At 67.0% G+C, this 16,615-nt stretch carries 14 protein-coding genes; 6 read left to right on the forward strand and 8 right to left on the reverse strand.

What is annotated here, in order from left to right; genetic code table 11:
- Positions 1–3: 3 nt before the first annotated feature.
- The 6 genes from AC07S4_RS05490 to AC07S4_RS05515 are packed head-to-tail and all read right to left on the reverse strand — an operon-like array spanning position 4 to position 7,159.
- Positions 4–1,038: an AbrB family transcriptional regulator gene (locus AC07S4_RS05490; RefSeq protein ID WP_494985681.1), complete on the reverse strand. Its 1,035-nt coding sequence runs from the start codon at positions 1,036–1,038 to the stop codon at positions 4–6.
- Between the two features lie 6 nt (positions 1,039–1,044).
- Positions 1,045–2,112, reverse strand: a complete 1,068-nt coding sequence (locus AC07S4_RS05495) for an ABC transporter ATP-binding protein (RefSeq protein ID WP_494986442.1) — start codon at positions 2,110–2,112, stop codon at positions 1,045–1,047.
- 38 nt (positions 2,113–2,150) lie between these two features.
- Positions 2,151–3,926: an ABC transporter permease gene (locus AC07S4_RS05500; RefSeq protein ID WP_494985682.1), complete on the reverse strand. Its 1,776-nt coding sequence runs from the start codon at positions 3,924–3,926 to the stop codon at positions 2,151–2,153.
- Between the two features lie 33 nt (positions 3,927–3,959).
- The gene (locus AC07S4_RS05505; protein ID WP_494985683.1) at positions 3,960–5,045 is read right to left on the reverse strand and encodes an ABC transporter substrate-binding protein; all 1,086 of its coding nucleotides are present in this window, start codon (positions 5,043–5,045) and stop codon (positions 3,960–3,962) included.
- A 31-nt stretch (positions 5,046–5,076) separates the two neighbouring features.
- A complete protein-coding gene (locus tag AC07S4_RS05510) occupies positions 5,077–6,066 on the reverse strand; it encodes a tripartite tricarboxylate transporter substrate binding protein (protein WP_494985684.1) in 990 nt (329 codons plus the stop codon).
- Between the two features lie 22 nt (positions 6,067–6,088).
- Complete coding sequence (locus AC07S4_RS05515; RefSeq protein WP_494985685.1) at positions 6,089–7,159, reverse strand: porin; 1,071 nt, start codon at positions 7,157–7,159, stop codon at positions 6,089–6,091.
- A gap of 190 nt (positions 7,160–7,349) precedes the next feature.
- Here AC07S4_RS05515 and AC07S4_RS05520 point away from each other — a divergent pair, with 190 nt between their 5' ends.
- The 5 genes from AC07S4_RS05520 to AC07S4_RS05540 all read left to right on the forward strand — a co-directional run bounded on the left by AC07S4_RS05520 (position 7,350) and on the right by AC07S4_RS05540 (position 12,995).
- Entirely contained in the window at positions 7,350–8,045 is a 696-nt protein-coding gene (locus AC07S4_RS05520; RefSeq protein WP_494985686.1) for a response regulator, read from the forward strand.
- Complete coding sequence (locus AC07S4_RS05525; RefSeq protein WP_494985687.1) at positions 8,045–9,472, forward strand: sensor histidine kinase; 1,428 nt, start codon at positions 8,045–8,047, stop codon at positions 9,470–9,472. The genes AC07S4_RS05520 and AC07S4_RS05525 overlap by 1 nt, the downstream gene beginning before the upstream one ends.
- Before the next feature lie 145 nt (positions 9,473–9,617).
- Positions 9,618–11,039 (forward strand): sensor histidine kinase, encoded by a 1,422-nt coding sequence (locus AC07S4_RS05530; RefSeq protein ID WP_494985688.1) that lies wholly within the window; start codon positions 9,618–9,620, stop codon positions 11,037–11,039.
- Positions 11,029–11,634, forward strand: a complete 606-nt coding sequence (locus AC07S4_RS05535; protein ID WP_494985689.1) for a hypothetical protein — start codon at positions 11,029–11,031, stop codon at positions 11,632–11,634. Before AC07S4_RS05530 ends, AC07S4_RS05535 begins: the two co-directional genes overlap by 11 nt.
- On the forward strand, positions 11,634–12,995 hold the full coding sequence (locus AC07S4_RS05540; protein WP_494985690.1) for a sigma 54-interacting transcriptional regulator: 1,362 nt from the start codon (positions 11,634–11,636) through the stop codon (positions 12,993–12,995). Before AC07S4_RS05535 ends, AC07S4_RS05540 begins: the two co-directional genes overlap by 1 nt.
- A gap of 13 nt (positions 12,996–13,008) precedes the next feature.
- Here the strand turns inward: AC07S4_RS05540 and AC07S4_RS05545 are convergent, their stop codons facing one another.
- A complete protein-coding gene (locus tag AC07S4_RS05545) occupies positions 13,009–14,610 on the reverse strand; it encodes a methyl-accepting chemotaxis protein (RefSeq protein ID WP_494985691.1) in 1,602 nt (533 codons plus the stop codon).
- Between the two features lie 307 nt (positions 14,611–14,917).
- Between AC07S4_RS05545 and AC07S4_RS05550 the strand changes: the two genes are divergently transcribed.
- Positions 14,918–15,244: a BON domain-containing protein gene (locus tag AC07S4_RS05550; protein ID WP_494985692.1), complete on the forward strand. Its 327-nt coding sequence runs from the start codon at positions 14,918–14,920 to the stop codon at positions 15,242–15,244.
- 84 nt (positions 15,245–15,328) lie between these two features.
- On the opposite strand, the gene AC07S4_RS05555 is transcribed toward AC07S4_RS05550, so the two are convergent.
- Positions 15,329–16,582, reverse strand: a complete 1,254-nt coding sequence (locus AC07S4_RS05555) for a right-handed parallel beta-helix repeat-containing protein (protein ID WP_494985693.1) — start codon at positions 16,580–16,582, stop codon at positions 15,329–15,331.
- Positions 16,583–16,615: the final 33 nt, after the last annotated feature.

Consider the following 16,615-nt stretch of genomic DNA (forward strand, 5'->3'; position numbering starts at 1 on the left):
GCGCTAGGAGCGCATGCGGCGGAACAGCGGCCCTATCGCCAGCACCAGTATCACCATGCGCGCCACATGGAAGGCGGTGACGATGGGTACGCCGAGATGCAGGGTCTGCGCGGTGAGCGACATTTCGGCGATGCCGCCGGGGGACGTGGCGAGAATGGCGGTGCCGGGGTTCAGGCCCGCCATCTTCGCCAGCAGCAGGCCGAAGGCGGCTGCCAGCGCCAGCGCCAGCGCGCTGCAGGCAGCCACGCTGGCGAGGTAGCGCGGCGCGGTGTGCAGAAAACCCGGCGTGAAGCGCGTGCCGAGCGAAATGCCGATGAACAGCTGGCCCGTTTTCACCATCCACTCGGGCAGGCGGCTCAGGTGGATGCCGCAGGCGGTTAGCGCCATCGCCATCAGCAGCGGGCCGATCACCCAGGCATTCGGCAAGCGTCCCTTCTTCAACGCCAGCGCGGCGGCGCTGGTGAGCAGTATCAGCACCAGCAGGCCGGCCGGCTCCACGCTGCGCGCGCCGGGCACGAACAAGTCCGTCCCCATGCCCAGGCCATGCTGGCCCCAGTAGCGTATGGCGAACGGGATAATCCCGACCACCATCATGATGCGCAGGCTGTGCGCGGCCGCCACGCGCTCCACATTGGCGCCGTGGTGTTCGCCCTGCACCGCCATCTCGGAAGCGCCGCCTATGGCCATGGCGAAGAAAGCCGTGGTGCGGTCCGTGCGCGAGAGTTTGTGCAGCAGCCAGGCGCAAAAGCAGCCGAGCAGCAGCGCGAAGGCGACTGCGGCGGCGATCCAGCCCGCGCGCGCGGCCAGCACGGCCAGCACCGGCGCGGTGAAGTACAGGCCGAGCGCGGTGCCGATGGCCCACTGCCCCGCTTCGCGCACGCGCACCGGCGCGCTGAGATCAATACCGCACAGGCGCAGCGCTGCGGTGGCAAACAGCGGGCCTATCATCCACGGCAGCGGCGTGTTCAGGTACACGCACAGCAGCGCGGCGGCGACGCCGGCCGCCAGCGCGGAGAGGAAGGCCCGCCCGGGTTTCACGCTGCCTCAGAACACCCAGAGTTTTTCGACCGGCAGCTGCAGCCAGTAGCTGCCCGCGTCCAGCTTGTACTTCGAGTAGGCGCGCAGGCTGATGTCGCCATTGGCGCTCTGGAACAGGCACTCCCAGCGGTCGCCCAGGTACATGCAGGTGAACAGCGGCACCTGGATGGCGTTGTCGGCCCGCTCCGAGCTGACGCGCACTTCCTCCACGCGTATCAGCGTGGCCGGATCGGCCATGCCGGCGCCGCGCGCCGTGCCGCGCAGCTGCTGGCCATTCACGTCCAGCACCACGCTGGCGCCGTCGCGCGACAGCACCTTGCCCGGCAGGCGGTTGTTACTGCCCATGAACTCCGCCGTGAACAGCGTCTCCGGCGTTTCGTACATGCTTTGCGGCGTGCCCTGCTGCTCGATCTTGCCGTTGTTGAGCAGCAGGATGCGGTCGGAAATCGCCATGGCCTCGGCCTGGTCGTGCGTCACCATCAACGCGGACAGTCCCAGGCGCACGATCAGCTCGCGCAGGAAGGCGCGCGCTTCCTCGCGCAGCTTGGCGTCCAGGTTGGACAGCGGTTCGTCCAGCAGGATCACGGGCGGGTTGTACACCAGTGCGCGGGCAATGGCCACGCGCTGCTGCTGGCCGCCGGACATCTGGTGCGGGAAGCGCTCGCCCAGGTGGCCCAGGCCCAGCTGCTTGAGCACGTCATTCACGCGCTCCTTGATTTCGGACGATCCCATCTTGCGCAGCTTCAGGCCGTAGGCGACGTTGTCGAACACGGTCTTGTGCGGCCACAGCGCGTAGGACTGGAACACCAGGCCCAGGTTGCGCTGCTCGGCCGGCATCTCGAACGATTTCGATCCGTCGAACACATTGCGGTCGCCGATATTGATGGTGCCCAGCTTGGGGCTTTCCAGGCCGGCCACGGCGCGCAGCAAGGTGGTCTTGCCGCTGCCGGAAGGGCCCAGCAAGGCCACCACTTCGCCCTTCTGCAGGTGCATCGATACGCCCTTGAGGATAGGGTTGGCGGTGGCGCCCTGGCCGTATTCCAGGTGCAGGTCGTTGACGGTCAATTCATTCATGGCGAGGTCTCGTTTCATGATTATTCTCTCAGCTCGTTTTAGTTGTGCAGCTTCACGCCAAAGCGCAGCGCGATGCCCAGGCCCACGGCCACCAGCGATATATTGATGAAGGACAGCGCCGCCACCAGGTCGGTCGAACCGCCCGCCCACAGCGACACCAGCATGGCGCCGATCACCTCGGTGCCCGGCGAAAGCAGGTACACGCCGGTCGAGTATTCGCGCTCGAAGATCAGGAACACCATCAGCCATGCGCCCAGCAGGCCGTATTTGATCAGCGGCAGCGTCACGTCGCGCGTCACCTGGCCGCGCTTGGCGCCCACGGCGCGCGCCGCTTCTTCCAGCTCGGGGCCGACCTGCAGCAGCGCGGTGGAGATCAGGCGCATGCCGTAAGCCAGCCACACCACCGAGTACGCCAGCCACACCGCAAAGATGGTGGAGCGCAGCGAACGCAGCGCGGGAATGAAATTCTCGCTCAGCCACAGGGCCAGGCCGTTGTCCATGCCCTTGAGCATGCCGTCCAGCCACGACGGCACGAACAGGAACACCCACAGGAAAGCCAGGCCGGCCAGCAGGCCAGGCACGGCGCGCGGCACCAGCACGCTGTAGTCCAGCAGGCGGGTGATGCCGTCCGGCTTGCGGTGCATGGCCAGCGCGATGGCGCAGTAGCAGGCCACGGCCAGGCCGCCGCCGATCACGCCGATCAGCACCGTGTTCAGGATGCCGCGCATCAGCGAGTGCTGCTCGAAAATGTCGCGGAAGTGCTGCAGCGTCAGCACGTCGGCCAGCTTCACGCCCTCGCCCCAGTACTGCACGAAGGAGCGCAGCACGATGCCGCTCAGCGGCAGGATGATGGTGAACAGCAGCCAGGCGAAGATCAGGCCGAACGCCAGCCATTTCCATTTACCGAGCGGCATGGCCTTGGTGCGCGCGCCCTTGCCCTTGATGGACACGTATTTGTTGGCCGACTTGAGCAGCCAGCGCTGCATCATCACCAGCGGCATGGTCACCATCACCAGGCAGACGGCGACGGCGGCCATCAGGTGGTAGGACGGCGTGCCCAGCTTGTTGGTCAGCTTGTACAGATAGGTGGCCAGCACCAGGTGGCCTTCCGGATCGCCCAGCACGAGCACCAGGCCGAACACCTCGAAGCCGAGGAAGAACACCAGCACGCCGGCGTAGGACAGCGCGGGCATGATCATCGGCAGCGACACATTCATCATCACCTGCCACGGCGAGGCGCCGGCCACGCGGGCGGCTTCCTCGACGTCCGAGCCCAAGCTTTTCAGCGCGGACGAGGCGTACAGATAAACGTGCGGCACGTGCGTGAGGCCGGCGATGATGACGATGCTGGTGAAGGAGTAGATATTCCAGGGAATGAAGCCGAGCAGCTCCTTGGCCCAGATCGAGTAGAAGCCCACCGGCCCCATGGACACCACGTAGCCGAAGCCCATCACCATGGGCGAGACGAAGATCGGCACCAGCAGCAGCGGCGCGATCCAGCCCCGGCCCGGCAGGTCGGTGCGTATCATCAGGAAGGCCAGCGCGCCGCCCAGCGGCACGGCGATGGCCGCCAGGCCGGAGGCCAGTATCAGGCCATTCCAGAATGCTTGCGAGAAGTCCGGATCTTCGAAGATGAAGCTGTAGGCTTCAAGGCTCAGCACCTTGTTCGGCATGAAGAACGGCGCCGACAGGAAGCTCTGATAGAAGATCAGGTACAGCGGCAGGAAGATGGCGATCGCGGTCAGCGTCACCACCACCCCGCGCGGCCAGTTCAAGCTTCGGCGGCCGCTGCCAGTTAGGGTCAGTGTTTGCATGATATTGCCTCTACTCGTGGTTTGCTTCTGTGCTTACTTCTTACCGGCGGTTTCTTTCCACTGCTTCAGGAAAGCCATGCGCTTGGCTGGCCCCAGGAACTGCAGAATGATGGGGTGCACCGGCACCGGCTTGACGTTATCCTTGCCGATCTGCTTGATCAGGTCGGCCGAGGTGGTTTCGCCGGTCACGTCGGCGCGGATGGCGTACAGCTTGGAGTCGTTCGCGATCACGGTCTGGCCGCGGTGGGACAGCATGAAGTCCAGCCACAGCTTGGCGGCGTTGACGTTCTTGGCGGCCTTGTTGATGAACATCACGCGCGACAGGATCAGCGTGTAGTCCTTGGGCAGCATCACGCCGATGGACGGATCGGTCTTGGCGCGCACCAGCGCGTAGGAGCCCAGCACGTTGTAGCCGATCAGGTTCTCGCCCGACGAAATGCGCTCCATCATGGTGCCGGTGGAGGACTGCACGCGCACCTTGGCCACGCCGAATGCGTTCTCCAGCTCGAGGAACTTCGGATTCTCGCGCGCATCCTGCGTCATGAACATGAAGCCCACGCCGGACTTCTCGATGTCGTAGGTGGTGACCTTGTCCTTGAACTTGGGCTGCTGGATCAGCTTGGCGAAATCGGCGTGCGTCTGCGGCACTTCCTTGGCGTCCACCAGGCGCTTGTTGTAGACGATGGCGGCCGGCTCGAACGTGGTGCCGTAGGCCTGGTCGTCCCACACTGCCCAGCCGGGAATCTTGGGCGCTTCCACCGATTTGTATTTCAGTGCGTGGCCGTCCGAGGCCAGGCGCATCTGCAGGTCCATCGCCGAGGACCACATCACGTCGGCGGTGTTGCCGCCGGCGGCCGCTTCGGAGATGAAGCGGTTGTACACCTCGGTCGAATTCATGTCGTTGTATTCGACGGTGATGCCGGGGTAGATGGCGTTGAATTCCTTGATCAGCGGCTGGGTCGCCTTGCTGTCGGTGGCGCCGTAGACAACCAGCTTGCCTTCTTTTTTCGCGCCGTCGATCAGCTTCTGGTAGTCGGCGGGATAGCCGGCCGGTACTTGGGCGAATGCCGCGGACGCAAACAGGGAAGCCGCGACGGCCAGGGTCGATTTCTTGAACATATTAAGTCTCCGGTTAGAGTGTTTTGCTTGCTTAGCGCACCAGGCCGAATTCGCTGGCGCGCTTGCCGTAGTTGTCCACGGCCTTGCGTACATAGTCGGCGAGCGCGTCGCCGGTCAGTGCAAAGGGATACAGTCCGTAAGCCATGCGGGCTTCGGCAAATTGCGGCGTGGCCATCATGCGCTCGAACACCTGCACCCACTGGCGGTAATCCGCCTCGGGCACATGGGGACCCATCCACACGCCGCGGATGATGGGCCAGACCACGTCCACGCCCTGCTCGCGCGCGGTGGGCACGGAAGCGAGCACGCCGGGCAGGCGCTGTTCGGACAGCACCGCCAGCACGCGCGTCTTGCCCTTGGCCGCGTACAGCGTGGCTTCCGACGCATCGCCGGACACCACGTGCACAAAGCCCGCGTCCATGGCAGTGAAGGCCTCGCCGCCGCCCTCGAGCGCCACGAAGCGCAGCACTTTCGGGTCCACGCCCGCGGCGCGCATCACCAGCGCGATCTTCAGCCAATCCTGGCTGCCTATGGTGCCGGACACGCCGATCAGCACCTTTTCGGGATGCTTCTTCAGCGCCGACACCAGGTCCGCCAGCGATTTGTAGGCCGAGTCGGAACGCACGGCGATCATGCCGTAGTCCGCGCCCAGCGCCGCCACCCAGCGCACATCGTCCGCCTTGGCCTTGCCGAACTTGCCCTGCGCCAGGTTGAGCAGCGAGCCGCCCGAGAACACCACCAGCGTGTTCGGATCGGCGCGCCGCTGCGACATGAGCGAATGCCAGGCCACCGCGCCTATGCCGCCGGGCGCGTAGCTGATGTGCACATCGCGCTGCGCCTCGCCGGCCAGCGCCTGCAAACCCTTCTGCGCCAGCTTGCAGGTCAGGTCCATCGCGCCGCCCGGCTTGGACGGCACGATGCACTCCACGCGGCCGGCCGGCGCGCCTTGCGGCTGCTTGGCCGCGTGCGCGCCCGCCGCCATCAAGGCAAGCGGCAACAGCAGGATAGGCAGGGCTTTCATGGCGCGGTGCTCGCTCGGCTGCTTAGAAGCGGTGCTGGATGCCGGTGACCACGCCGCGCTGGTTCGTGTCGAAGCCGGCGTCGTCGCGCGACAGGCCGGTCAGCTGGCCGTTCTTGGCCTTGGCGTAGGCGGCGGCCACGTACAGGTCGGTGCGCTTGGACAGCGCGTAGCGGTAGCGCGCCACGTACATCACAGGATCGGCGTCCTTGCCGCTGGCCACATTCTTCACGTTCACGCGGTACACGGCGCCGGTGATGGTGGTGTTAGGAATGGCCTTGTACGCCACGCCGGCCCACCAGGTGGTCGCCTTCACGTCCGCCGTGGCGGCTTTGCCGGCCACCAGCTTGTAGTCGCGCATCACGCCGTAGAACTTGAACGGGCCGGTCTCGTAAGTGGCGCCCACGTGGTAGACGGTGTTCTCGTCGCGGCGGCCGGTGACAGCCACGATGTTGCCGTTGATCCGCTCCCAGGTCGCCATCAGGCCCAGGCCATTGGCGCCGTAGGCCACGTTGCCGGCCATTTTGCGGCTGTCGGACTGGCCGGTGGTCTGCTCGCCCATGCCGTAGGTGGCGCCGTATTTGAAGTCGCCGGTGCTGCCCGTGTACTTGATCAGGTTGTCGAAGGCGGTGGTGAAGCCGTATTTGCTCGGGCCGGTGGCCGGGCCGCTGGTGGCCCACGAGTAGTAAGGCGCAAAGCCCATCGGATCGTAGGAAATGACGGTGTCGTACACGGTGGTGAAGGAACGGCCGAGCACCAGACGGCCGAAGCTGCCTTCCAGGCCGACGTTGGCCTGGCGCTTGAACAGCGGGCCGTCCTGCGCGCCGCTGTCGAGCAGGATGCCGCCTTCCAGGTTGAACACGGCTTTCAGGCCGCCGCCCAGGTCCTCGGTGCCGCGCAGGCCCCAGCGCGAGGTGTTCATGCCGCCGGAGATGACGCTGGTCTTGGAGCCCCCCGAAGGCGTAGCGTTCGAAGCGTTTTCAACGCCGGCGTCGATCAAGCCATAGACTTGCACATTCGACTGCGCCTGCGCCGCGCCGCCCAGCGCGCTGACGGCGGCAGCGGCAACGGCCAGCGCCAAAGTGGACTTCTTCATGGGTGTCTCCTATAGATATAATTGTTGGTGATATGCCTGATCACTGAAATCAGGGCTCCACTATAGGTTTCACTTCCTTTCAATTCTCTTTCACTGCCAATATTGTCGCCGCGTCACCACAAAGAATTTACTTTTGACGGCGCGGCGAGGAAGATGCAGGCCTGAGCATACACCCGGCAACACGAAAATCATGCGCATCCTCCTCGTAGAAGACCATACCGAACTGCAGCACTGGCTGGCCAAAGCCCTGCGCGACGCCCACCTGACGGTGGAGTGCGCCGACAACGGCGCCGACGCCGACGCCCTGCTGCACACGCAGGAATATGCACTGGTGATACTCGATCTTACCCTGCCCCGCATGGACGGGCTGGAGGTGCTCAAGCGCCTGCGCGCGCGCGGCGGCCCGCGCGGCAAGACGCCGGTGCTGATCCTGACGGCGCGCGGCGGCCTGGAGGAACGCGTGCAGGGCCTGAACCTGGGCGCGGACGACTACCTGGCCAAGCCTTTCGAGCTGGCCGAGCTGGAAGCGCGCGTAAAGGCGCTGCTGCGCCGCAGCGTGGGCAACGAGGCGCTGGTGCACAGCTGCGGCGCGCTCAGTTTCGACACCATCACCCGCATGTTCAGCTACCACGGCGCGGCGCTGGCGCTCACGCCGCGCGAGCATGCGGTGCTGGAAGCGCTGATCAGCCGCAGCGGCCGCGCCGTGTCGAAAGAAAAACTGTTCGACGAAGTGTTCGCGCTGGCGGACGACGCCAACCTGGACGCGATCGACCTGTACATCCACCGCGTGCGCAAGAAGCTCGAGAGCAGCCAGCCCGGCGCGGCCGCCATCACCACCCTGCGCGGCATCGGCTACCTGCTGCAGCCGCGCGAGCCGGCCGAGTAATGGAGCGGCCGACGCCACCGCAGCAGCCGGCAGCGCTGGGCAGCCTGCGCGGCCAGCTGCTGCGCTGGCTGCTGGTGCCGCTGATCTTCCTGATGGCGCTGGACGCGGTCTCGGTCTACCGCAACGCGCTGGACGCGGCCGACATGGCCTACGACCGCTCGCTGCTGGCCTCCACCCGCGCGCTGGCCGAACGCGTCTCGGTACAGGACGGCAAGGTGGTGGCCGACGTGCCCTACGTGGCGCTGGACAGCTTCGAGACCGACACGCTGGGCCGCATCTTCTACAAGGTCAGCGGCATCAACGGCGAGACCGTGTCCGGCTTCGGCGACCTGCCGCCGGTGCCGGCCAATGTGCCGCGCTCGGAAGCCTATCCGGCGCTGGTGCGCTTCTACCACGCCAAGTACAACGGCCAGCCGGTGCGCATCGCCGCGCTGCTGCAGCCGGTGTACGACGACAGCATGCGCGGCATCGCGCTGATCCAGGTGGCCGAAACGCTGGACGCGCGGCGCGGGCTGTCGAACCAGATCCTGCTCGACACGCTGCTGTGGCAGGCCGGCCTGATCCTGGCCACCGGGCTGCTGGTGTGGTTCGCGGTGCGGCTGGTGCTCAAGCCGCTGATGCGCTTGAAAGTGGAAGTGGAAACACGCAGCGTCTCCGACCTGTCCGACGTCGACCCCGCGCTGGTGCACAAGGAAGTGCGGCCGCTGGTGGAAGCGATGAACGGCTCCATGTCGCGCATCCAGGACCTGATCGCCAGCCAGCGCCGCTTTATCGCCGACGCCTCGCACCAGCTGCGCACCCCGCTCACGGTGCTCAAGACGCAGTCCGAGCTGGCGCTGCGCGAAGCGGACCGCGCGCCCTGCGACACGGCCGCGCTGCGCGCCATGGTGCAAGGCATCGCCGCCACCACCGACTCGGCGGTCCACCTGGCCAACCGCCTGCTGATGCTGGCGCGCATCGAGCACAGCGGCGGCGTGGAGCCGGTGCCGGTGGAGTTGCGCGCGCTGGTGCGGCAGGTGGCGCTGGAGCTGGCGGTGCCGGCCGTGAGCCGCAATATCGACCTGGCGCTGGAAGCGGAACAGGAACTGGTGGTGCCCGGCCAAGCGCTGCTGCTGCACGAAATGGTGGCCAACCTGGTCGACAACGCGCTGCGCTACACGCCGGACGGCGGCGGCGTCACGCTGCGGATCGGCCCGGGGCGCCTGCTGGAAGTGGAAGACAGCGGTTCCGGCATCCCGGAAAGCGAGCGCGAGCGCGTCTTCTCGCCCTTCTACCGCGCCGCCGCCTCCATGCAGCGCAACCCCGGCGGCGCCGGCCTGGGCCTGGCCATCGTGCGCGACATTGCCGCCCTGCACGGCGCCACCATCGCCCTCGCCGACGGCGCCCACGGCCAAGGCCTGAAAGTCAGCATCACCTTCCCCGCCTAGTCCCCCTCCTACAAGCAGCCTGAGCCGCATTCGGGGCCTGACCCCGAATGCGGCTCAGGCTGCCTGGCCAATCGGACGCGGAGTTTCGGGGTTTTCCCCTATGATGCGTTGGATATGCTGCTGAGCCGTCCGGCCTCCGTTTCCTATGTTTCCCAAGCTGTCTTTCCGCCATCTGCTGCTGGGCGTGTTTCTGCTGGTCGCCGTGCTGCTGAGCGCGACCTCGGTGCATGCCTTGCTGATACTGGACCGCCTCGCCGCCCATAGCCGCGAAGCCGGCCAGCATGCCGTCGCCTTGACCGAGAACGCGCAGCGCCTGGCCGAACGCAGCGTGGCCATGGAGCGCAGCGCGCGCCAGTATCTGGTGCTGGACGATCCGGCCTTCCGCCAGCGCTATGCCGAAGCGCGGCGCGATGCGCAAACGGCGCTGGCGGCGGTGGCGGCCGGTTTGCCCGGCGCGCCGCCGCACACCTTCGCCGACTGGGCGCAGCGCAGCGACGCCGCGTGGACCGTGCTGCAATCGCCGCGCGCGCGCCGCGCCGGCCGCGTGCAGGCCCTGGACCAGGCGCTCAGCGGCCTGCCCGCCATCAGCCAGCGCCTGGAGGATGAGGTGAAGCGCGAGGTGGAGCGCCGCAACCAGCTGCTGCTCGACGAACTGGACCAGCGGCGCGGCGTGCTGACCGGCCAGGTGGCCGCCGCCATCGCCCTGGCGGCGCTGCTGGCGGTGGGTTTCGGGGCCTGGCTGTCGCGCCCGCTGAAGCAGATCGAGCAGGCCATCCACAGGCTGGGCGAGAACCGCTACGGCGACGCCATCGCCGTCGAGGGGCCGAACGATCTGCGGCGGCTGGGCCAGCAACTGAACTGGCTGCGCCAGCGCCTGTCCGACCTGGAGGCCGACAAGTCGCGCTTCCTACGCCATATCTCGCACGAGCTGAAAACGCCGCTGGCGGCGCTGGTGGAGGGCGTGGCGCTGCTGGAGGACCAGGTGCTGGGCGCGCTCACGCCGCAGCAGCGCGAGATCGCCGCCATCCTGCGCCACAACACGGCCTCGCTGCAGACTCAGATTGAAGACCTCCTGCGCTATAACGCCGCCAATTTCGAGGCCCAGCATCTGCTGCTCGCGCCCACCGATCCGGCGGCGCTGGTGCAGGAGGTGATCGCCAACCAGCAGTTGCAGATGCAGGCGCGCGGCCTGCAGGCGCTGGTGGAGGGCGCGCCGCGCGCGCTGCCGCTGGACCGCGAGAAGATGGCTGCCGCGCTGGGCAACCTGCTGTCGAACGCGCTGCGTTTCAGCCCGCAAGGCGGCGTGGTGCGCTTTGCGCTGGACGAGCACCGGGACCTGCTGCGCATCGACTGCATCGACCAGGGGCCGGGCGTGGCGCCGGAGGATGCGGAGCGCGTCTTCGAGCCGTTCTACCAGGGCGAACGCCAGCCGCCCGGGGCGCGGCGCGGCAACGGCATCGGCCTATCCATAGTGCGCGAATACGTGCAGGCGCACGGCGGCGCGCTTCAATTGCTTCCCTCCCAGGCGGGAGCCCATTTTCGGATTGAACTTCCTTATGACCACTAAATTGCCTGTTCCGCCGCCGCTCGCTACCGTGCTGAATACGGTGCTGATTGCCGTGCTGCCGCTGCTGCTGGCCGCATGCGTCGCCCCGGCGCCGCCGCCGCAGGTTGCGCTGCCGCCGCCGGCCGTTGCGCCGCTGGCGCAGACGCCGATCACGCATGTGTCGCCGCAGGACGAGGTGGCGCCGCTGCTGGCCTACCATCAAAGCCTGCGCCGCATGGCGCAAGGCGAGCTGCTGAAGGAGCTGAGCGGCTTGAGCTTGCAGCAGACCACGCCCAAGCTGTCGCTGCAGATCGGCATGATATTGATGCTCACGCGCGGTAGCGGCGACCTGGCGCGCGCGCAGGCGCAGTTCGACAGCGTGGCCACCTCCGGCGAGCCGGCGGCGCAGTCGCTCAAGCCGCTGGCGCAGCTGCTGTCCAGCCACTGCGCGGAGGCGCGCAGGCTGTCCGAGCACAACGAGAAACTGAGCGCGCAGCTCAGGGAAAACCAGCGCAAGACCGAGCAGTTGAACGACATGCTGGAAGGCCTGAAGGCCATCGAGCGCAATCTGCCGGTGCGGCCGCCGCCGCAATCGTCCTCCCAGGGAGGCCGCTGATGGCCGGCGCACACATCCTCCTGGTGGACGACGATCCGGACTTGCTGCGGCTGCTGTCCCTGCGCCTGACCGCCAATGGCTACCGCGTCACGTCGGCCGGCAGCGCGGAGGCGGCGCTGGCGAGGCTGTCGATCGAGCTGCCGCAGCTGGTGGTGAGCGACGTCCGCCTGCCCGGCCGAGACGGCATGGCGCTGTTCCAGGAAATCCGCTCGCAGTATCCCGCGCTGCCGGTAATACTGCTGACCGCGCACGGCACCATACCGGACGCGGTGGAGGCCACCACGCTGGGCGCCTACGCTTATCTGACCAAGCCTTTCGACGCCAAGATACTGCTGGACCGCATCGAGCATGCGCTGAGCCTCACCGCGCCGGCGCCGGCGCATGGCGGCGGCGACGAGCGCTGGCGCGAGGAGATCATCAGCCGCAGCCAGTCCATGGCGGAGCTGCTGGCCGAAGCCAAGCTGGTGGCGGCGTCCGACGCGAGCGTGCTGATACGCGGCGAGAGCGGCACCGGCAAGGAGCTGCTGGCGCGCGCCATCCACCGCGCCAGCCGGCGCGCGAAAGCGCCCTTCATCGCCGTCAATTGCGGCGCCATCCCGGAGCAGCTGCTGGAGTCCGAACTGTTCGGCCATGTGAAAGGCGCGTACACGGGCGCGGTGAACAGCCGCGAAGGCCTGGTGCAGGCGGCCGACGGCGGCACGCTGTTCCTCGACGAGATCGGCGACATGCCGCTGCTGCTGCAGGTGAAGCTGCTGCGCGTGCTGCAGGAGCGCGTGGTGCGCCAGCTGGGCTCGGACCTGGGCCGGCCGGTGGATGTACGCATCCTGTCCGCCACCCACCGCGACCTGGACGCGGCCATGCTGGAGGGCCAGTTCCGGGAGGATTTGTACTACCGGCTCAATGTCATCACGCTGACCTTGCCGCCGCTGTCGGAGCGGCGCGAGGACGTGGCGCTGCTGGCCACGCGCTTTCTGCATGCGCTGGCGGCCAAGTACCAGAAGACGGTGAGCGGCTTTGCGCCGGGCGCGCTGGAGGCGCTCACGCGCGCGTCCTGGCCGGGCAATGTGCGGCAGCTGTACAACGTAGTGGAGCATGTGTGCGCGCTGGCGACCGCACCGCTGGTGCCGCTCACGCTGGTGCAGCGCGCGCTGCGCGTGCCATCGCTGGAGGTGCTCAGCTACACGGAGGCCAAGCAGCGCTTCGAGCGCAACTACCTGGTGCAGCTGCTCAAGCTCACCGACGGCAGCGTGGCGGACGCGGCCCGTCTCGCGGAGCGCAACCGCACCGAGTTTTACCGCCTGCTGCAAAAACATGACCTGAACGCGGCCCAGTTCCGCGCCGACGGCGCGCCCGACCCATAGGCCGGGCTGCCGCTTATCTGAGCGCGAGCGCGCGGCCGGGGGCGTGCTGGCGCGCGGCGCCGGCTTCGATCTTGAACACGCTGACCGCTTGCGCCAGGCTGGCCGCCTGGTCCTGCATGGCCTTGGCGGCGGCCGCCGCCTGCTCCACCAGCGCGGCGTTCTGCTGCGTCACGTGGTCCATTTCGATAATCGCCTGGTTCACCTGCTCCACGCCGGTGGTCTGCTCGCTGCTGGCAAGCGCGATCTCGCCGATGATGGCGCTCACGCGCTGCACGCTGGCCACGACCTCCGTCATGGTGGCGCCGGCCTGGTCCACCAGCCGGGCGCCCTGGTCCACGCGCTCGACCGAGTCGCTGATCAGCGCCTTGATCTCCTTGGCCGCCGCCGCCGAGCGCTGCGCCAGGTTGCGCACCTCGGAGGCCACGACCGCAAAACCCCTGCCCTGCTCACCGGCGCGCGCCGCCTCCACCGCCGCGTTCAGGGCCAGGATATTGGTTTGGAAGGCGATGCCGTCGATGACGCCGGTAATGTCCTCGATCTTGCGCGAGGCGTCGTTAATGCCCTGCATGGTGGAGACCACTTGCGCCACCACTTCGCCGCCGCGCACGGCCACCGTGGCCGCGTTGGACGCGAGCTGGTTGGCGTGCCGCGCGCTGTCGGCGTTCTGCTTCACCGCCGAGCTGATTTCCTCCATCGACGCCGCCGTTTCCTCCAGCACGCTGGCCTGGCTTTCGGTGCGCGCGCTCAAGTCCATATTGCCCTGGGCGATCTCGCTGCTGGCGGTGGCCACGCCGTCCGCGTCCTCGCGCACGGTGGCGACGATGCCTTGCAGGCTGGCGCGCATGTTTTCCAGCGCCTGCAGCAGCTGCGCCGTTTCGTCCTTGCCCTCCACCTGCATGGCGACCGTCATGTCGCCTTCGCTCATGCGGTGCGCGCTGCCGACCGCCACCGCCAGCGGATTGGTCACGTGGCGGCTGACCGCGAAGCCGAGGAAGACGCCCACCGCCAGTCCGGCCAGCACCAGCACTATGGTCACGTTGCGGCTGCTGGCGTACAGGTCCGTATTGGCTTCGGCAACGGCCTTGGCTTCGCTCTCCTTGAGCTGGGACAGCTTGGTCATGGCCACGCCCAGCTGCACGCTGGGCTGGACCACATTGGCGCGCATGTATTGCTGCAGTTCGCTGTCGGCATGCATGTCGCTGGCTTTGATGCGGGCCATCAGGCCGTCGGCGGCGACCTGATCGGCCTTGATCACGTCCTGCAGCTGGGCCACCTGGCGCCGGCCTTCTTCCGTCGTGAACAAGCTGCTGGCCTGCGCGATGAAGGCCTGGCTCTTGGCACGGCCGTCGGCGATGCGGGCGTTGGCGTTGTCGCGCTCGGCCTGCGAAGTGGCGAGGATGGCGTCGCGCAGGCCTACCACGGCCTTCAGGCGCTCCACATTGGCTTCCTTGAAGTAGGACAGGCCCATCAGTTCCTGCTGGTAAAGGCGGGTGTCGGCGTCGTTGATGCGCTTCATGTTGTAGATGGCGTAGGCGCCCAGCAGCGCGCCTATCGTCGCCACCGCGATGAAGGCCAGCACCAGCTTGGTTGATGTTTTGTAGTTGGACAATTGCATGCGCGGTCTCCTATGGCTGGTGTTCAGACTCTACCCAATCACCGTGCGGCGGGCCATAGCGTTTTTCGTGTCGCCGCATGGCGACAGAAAAAAAACCCTTTGTTTTCAATGGCTTGAGAAAATCGCCTCAAAATGTGTCGCCGTCACACGACAAATCATGTGACAAATTTGCTGCCTGTCGGCAAGTCAATCTTGGCAAAAAAGCCAAGGCTTTGATTTCATTGGTTTTTTTGGGGCTGGCACGCCGCTTGCAATGGAGAGGACAACGTCACAAGGCGTTCCCTTAAAACTTTATGGAGTAGCAAACATGACGAACACCAAAATGATCACCCGCCTGCTGGCCGCCGCCGCCCTGAGCGCCGCTTCGATCACCGCCGCCTACGCCGCGCCTCAGCAGGAAGGCACCATGGCAGGCGTGGGCACCGCCGCCAATTCCACCGACGGCGCGCTGAGCAAGAAAGTCCAGGCCGCGCTGGCCGACTACAAAGGCGTGGGCGTCACCGCAGCCCAGGGCGTGGTCACGCTGACCGGCCAGGTTGCCAACACCGACATCGGCACCAAAGCCATCCAGGCCGCCTCCGCCGTGGAAGGCGTGAAGGAAGTGAAAAGCGAACTGACCGTCGCGAGCAAGTAATCCAGTTTCGTAGCACCCGCAGTTGAAGTTGTAGTACCTACCCAGAGTAAGACCTTTTCGCCGGGCCGCGTTTGCGCAGCCCGGCTATTTTTTTTCCTGCCCTGCGGCCTCAAAGGCGCCCAGGCCGATCAGGGCGCTGCCGGCGCGCGGACGGTAGTTGGGCAGCACGGGCAGGCTGCCGTCGGGCTGGCGGGGGGCGTCCCAGCCTTCGGCGGAGACGCTGTCGAAGTCGGCGTCGCTGACGGTGATCGGCAAGGTCCAGCTGTTGTGGGCCTGGTCGCCGCCGGCGGCGTTGCGGATGGTGCGGCCGATGTTGTTGCGCAAGAGGCCGAAGCTGGCCGGCGCGTTGTCGGGGGCGATGCCGCGCATGTCGTAGTCGGCGCCGTTGCCGAAGGCGGTGTTGTTGAAGAAGTCGATCGCCAGCGGGTGGTGGTTGGCGTAGAAGCCGGCGGCCTTGTTGTTGAAGGCGACCGAGAAGCGCACCGTGTGCTTGACCGCGTTGGCCGCGTACACGCCGCCGTAGCCGCCCGCCTTGATGCCGTTGCCGTTGCCCGCCGCCAGCGGCGTGCTGGTGCCCGGCAGGTAGCCGTGCTGCCAGGCCCACGAGTTTTCTATGGTGACCGGCGAGTAGGCTTTGATCAGGTCGAAACCGTCGTCGGTATTGGCCCAGGCGCGGCAGCCGCGGAACACGTTGCCGGGCTGGTTGGCCTTGATGTGGGCGCCGAAGCCGTCCGCGCTCTGCCCTGCGCCGTTGGAGGTGTAGGGGTCGTAGTTGTGGTGCGAGTCGCTGTTGAGCACCAGATTGTGGCTGCCGTCCGCGATGAACACGCCCGGCCCCATGTTGTGGTGGGTGTTGAGCTGTTCGAAGATGTTGTGGCTGCCCTTGATCCACAGGCCCCAGGATTCGTGGTTGAGGCGGTTTTCGGGCTGCTGCGGCGCGCCGGTGATTTCCAGGCCTTTCAGGTGCAGCCAGCTGGCGGAGGCATTGATGCCTTTCACGCGGCAGTCGTCCTTGATGGCGGAGAAGTCGAACACCGGGGTTTCGCCCGGATAGGCCCAGTAGCGGATGGGCGCGCCTTCCTGGCCGCTTTTGTTCAGCGTGACGGCGTCCACCACGGCGGTGCGGCTGGCGCAGGCGGTGGCGGCGGCGGTGTAGGCGTAGCGGCCGCCACGGAAGTAGATGGTGTCGCCGGGCGCGGCGCCATTCTGCGCGCGGGCGAAGGTCAGCCAGGGGGCGTCCCGGGCGCCGCTGGCGGCGTCGTTGCCGGTGGGGGAAACGTACCAGGTGGCGGCGCTGGCGTGGCCGGCGGCAAGCAGGGCGAGAATGATGGGCTTCAAGGCGGGCTCCGGTGAGAGCGCCAAGAGTAGCAC

This window comes from Pseudoduganella sp. GW821-FHT05F09, assembly GCF_059419605.1.

What these genes read in the sequence shown, in the direction of transcription:
- AC07S4_RS05505 (WP_494985683.1), bottom strand. Translation starts at nt 5,045, where the DNA reads ATGTTCAAGAAATCGACCCTGGCCGTCGCGGCTTCCCTGTTTGCGTCC.
- AC07S4_RS05535 (WP_494985689.1), top strand. Translation starts at nt 11,029, where the DNA reads ATGACCACTAAATTGCCTGTTCCGCCGCCGCTCGCTACCGTGCTGAAT.
- AC07S4_RS05545 (WP_494985691.1), bottom strand. Translation starts at nt 14,610, where the DNA reads ATGCAATTGTCCAACTACAAAACATCAACCAAGCTGGTGCTGGCCTTC.
- AC07S4_RS05520 (WP_494985686.1), top strand. Translation starts at nt 7,350, where the DNA reads ATGCGCATCCTCCTCGTAGAAGACCATACCGAACTGCAGCACTGGCTG.
- AC07S4_RS05515 (WP_494985685.1), bottom strand. Translation starts at nt 7,159, where the DNA reads ATGAAGAAGTCCACTTTGGCGCTGGCCGTTGCCGCTGCCGCCGTCAGC.
- AC07S4_RS05530 (WP_494985688.1), top strand. Translation starts at nt 9,618, where the DNA reads ATGTTTCCCAAGCTGTCTTTCCGCCATCTGCTGCTGGGCGTGTTTCTG.
- AC07S4_RS05525 (WP_494985687.1), top strand. Translation starts at nt 8,045, where the DNA reads ATGGAGCGGCCGACGCCACCGCAGCAGCCGGCAGCGCTGGGCAGCCTG.
- AC07S4_RS05540 (WP_494985690.1), top strand. Translation starts at nt 11,634, where the DNA reads ATGGCCGGCGCACACATCCTCCTGGTGGACGACGATCCGGACTTGCTG.
- AC07S4_RS05550 (WP_494985692.1), top strand. Translation starts at nt 14,918, where the DNA reads ATGACGAACACCAAAATGATCACCCGCCTGCTGGCCGCCGCCGCCCTG.
- AC07S4_RS05500 (WP_494985682.1), bottom strand. Translation starts at nt 3,926, where the DNA reads ATGCAAACACTGACCCTAACTGGCAGCGGCCGCCGAAGCTTGAACTGG.
- AC07S4_RS05495 (WP_494986442.1), bottom strand. Translation starts at nt 2,112, where the DNA reads ATGAATGAATTGACCGTCAACGACCTGCACCTGGAATACGGCCAGGGC.
- AC07S4_RS05510 (WP_494985684.1), bottom strand. Translation starts at nt 6,066, where the DNA reads ATGAAAGCCCTGCCTATCCTGCTGTTGCCGCTTGCCTTGATGGCGGCG.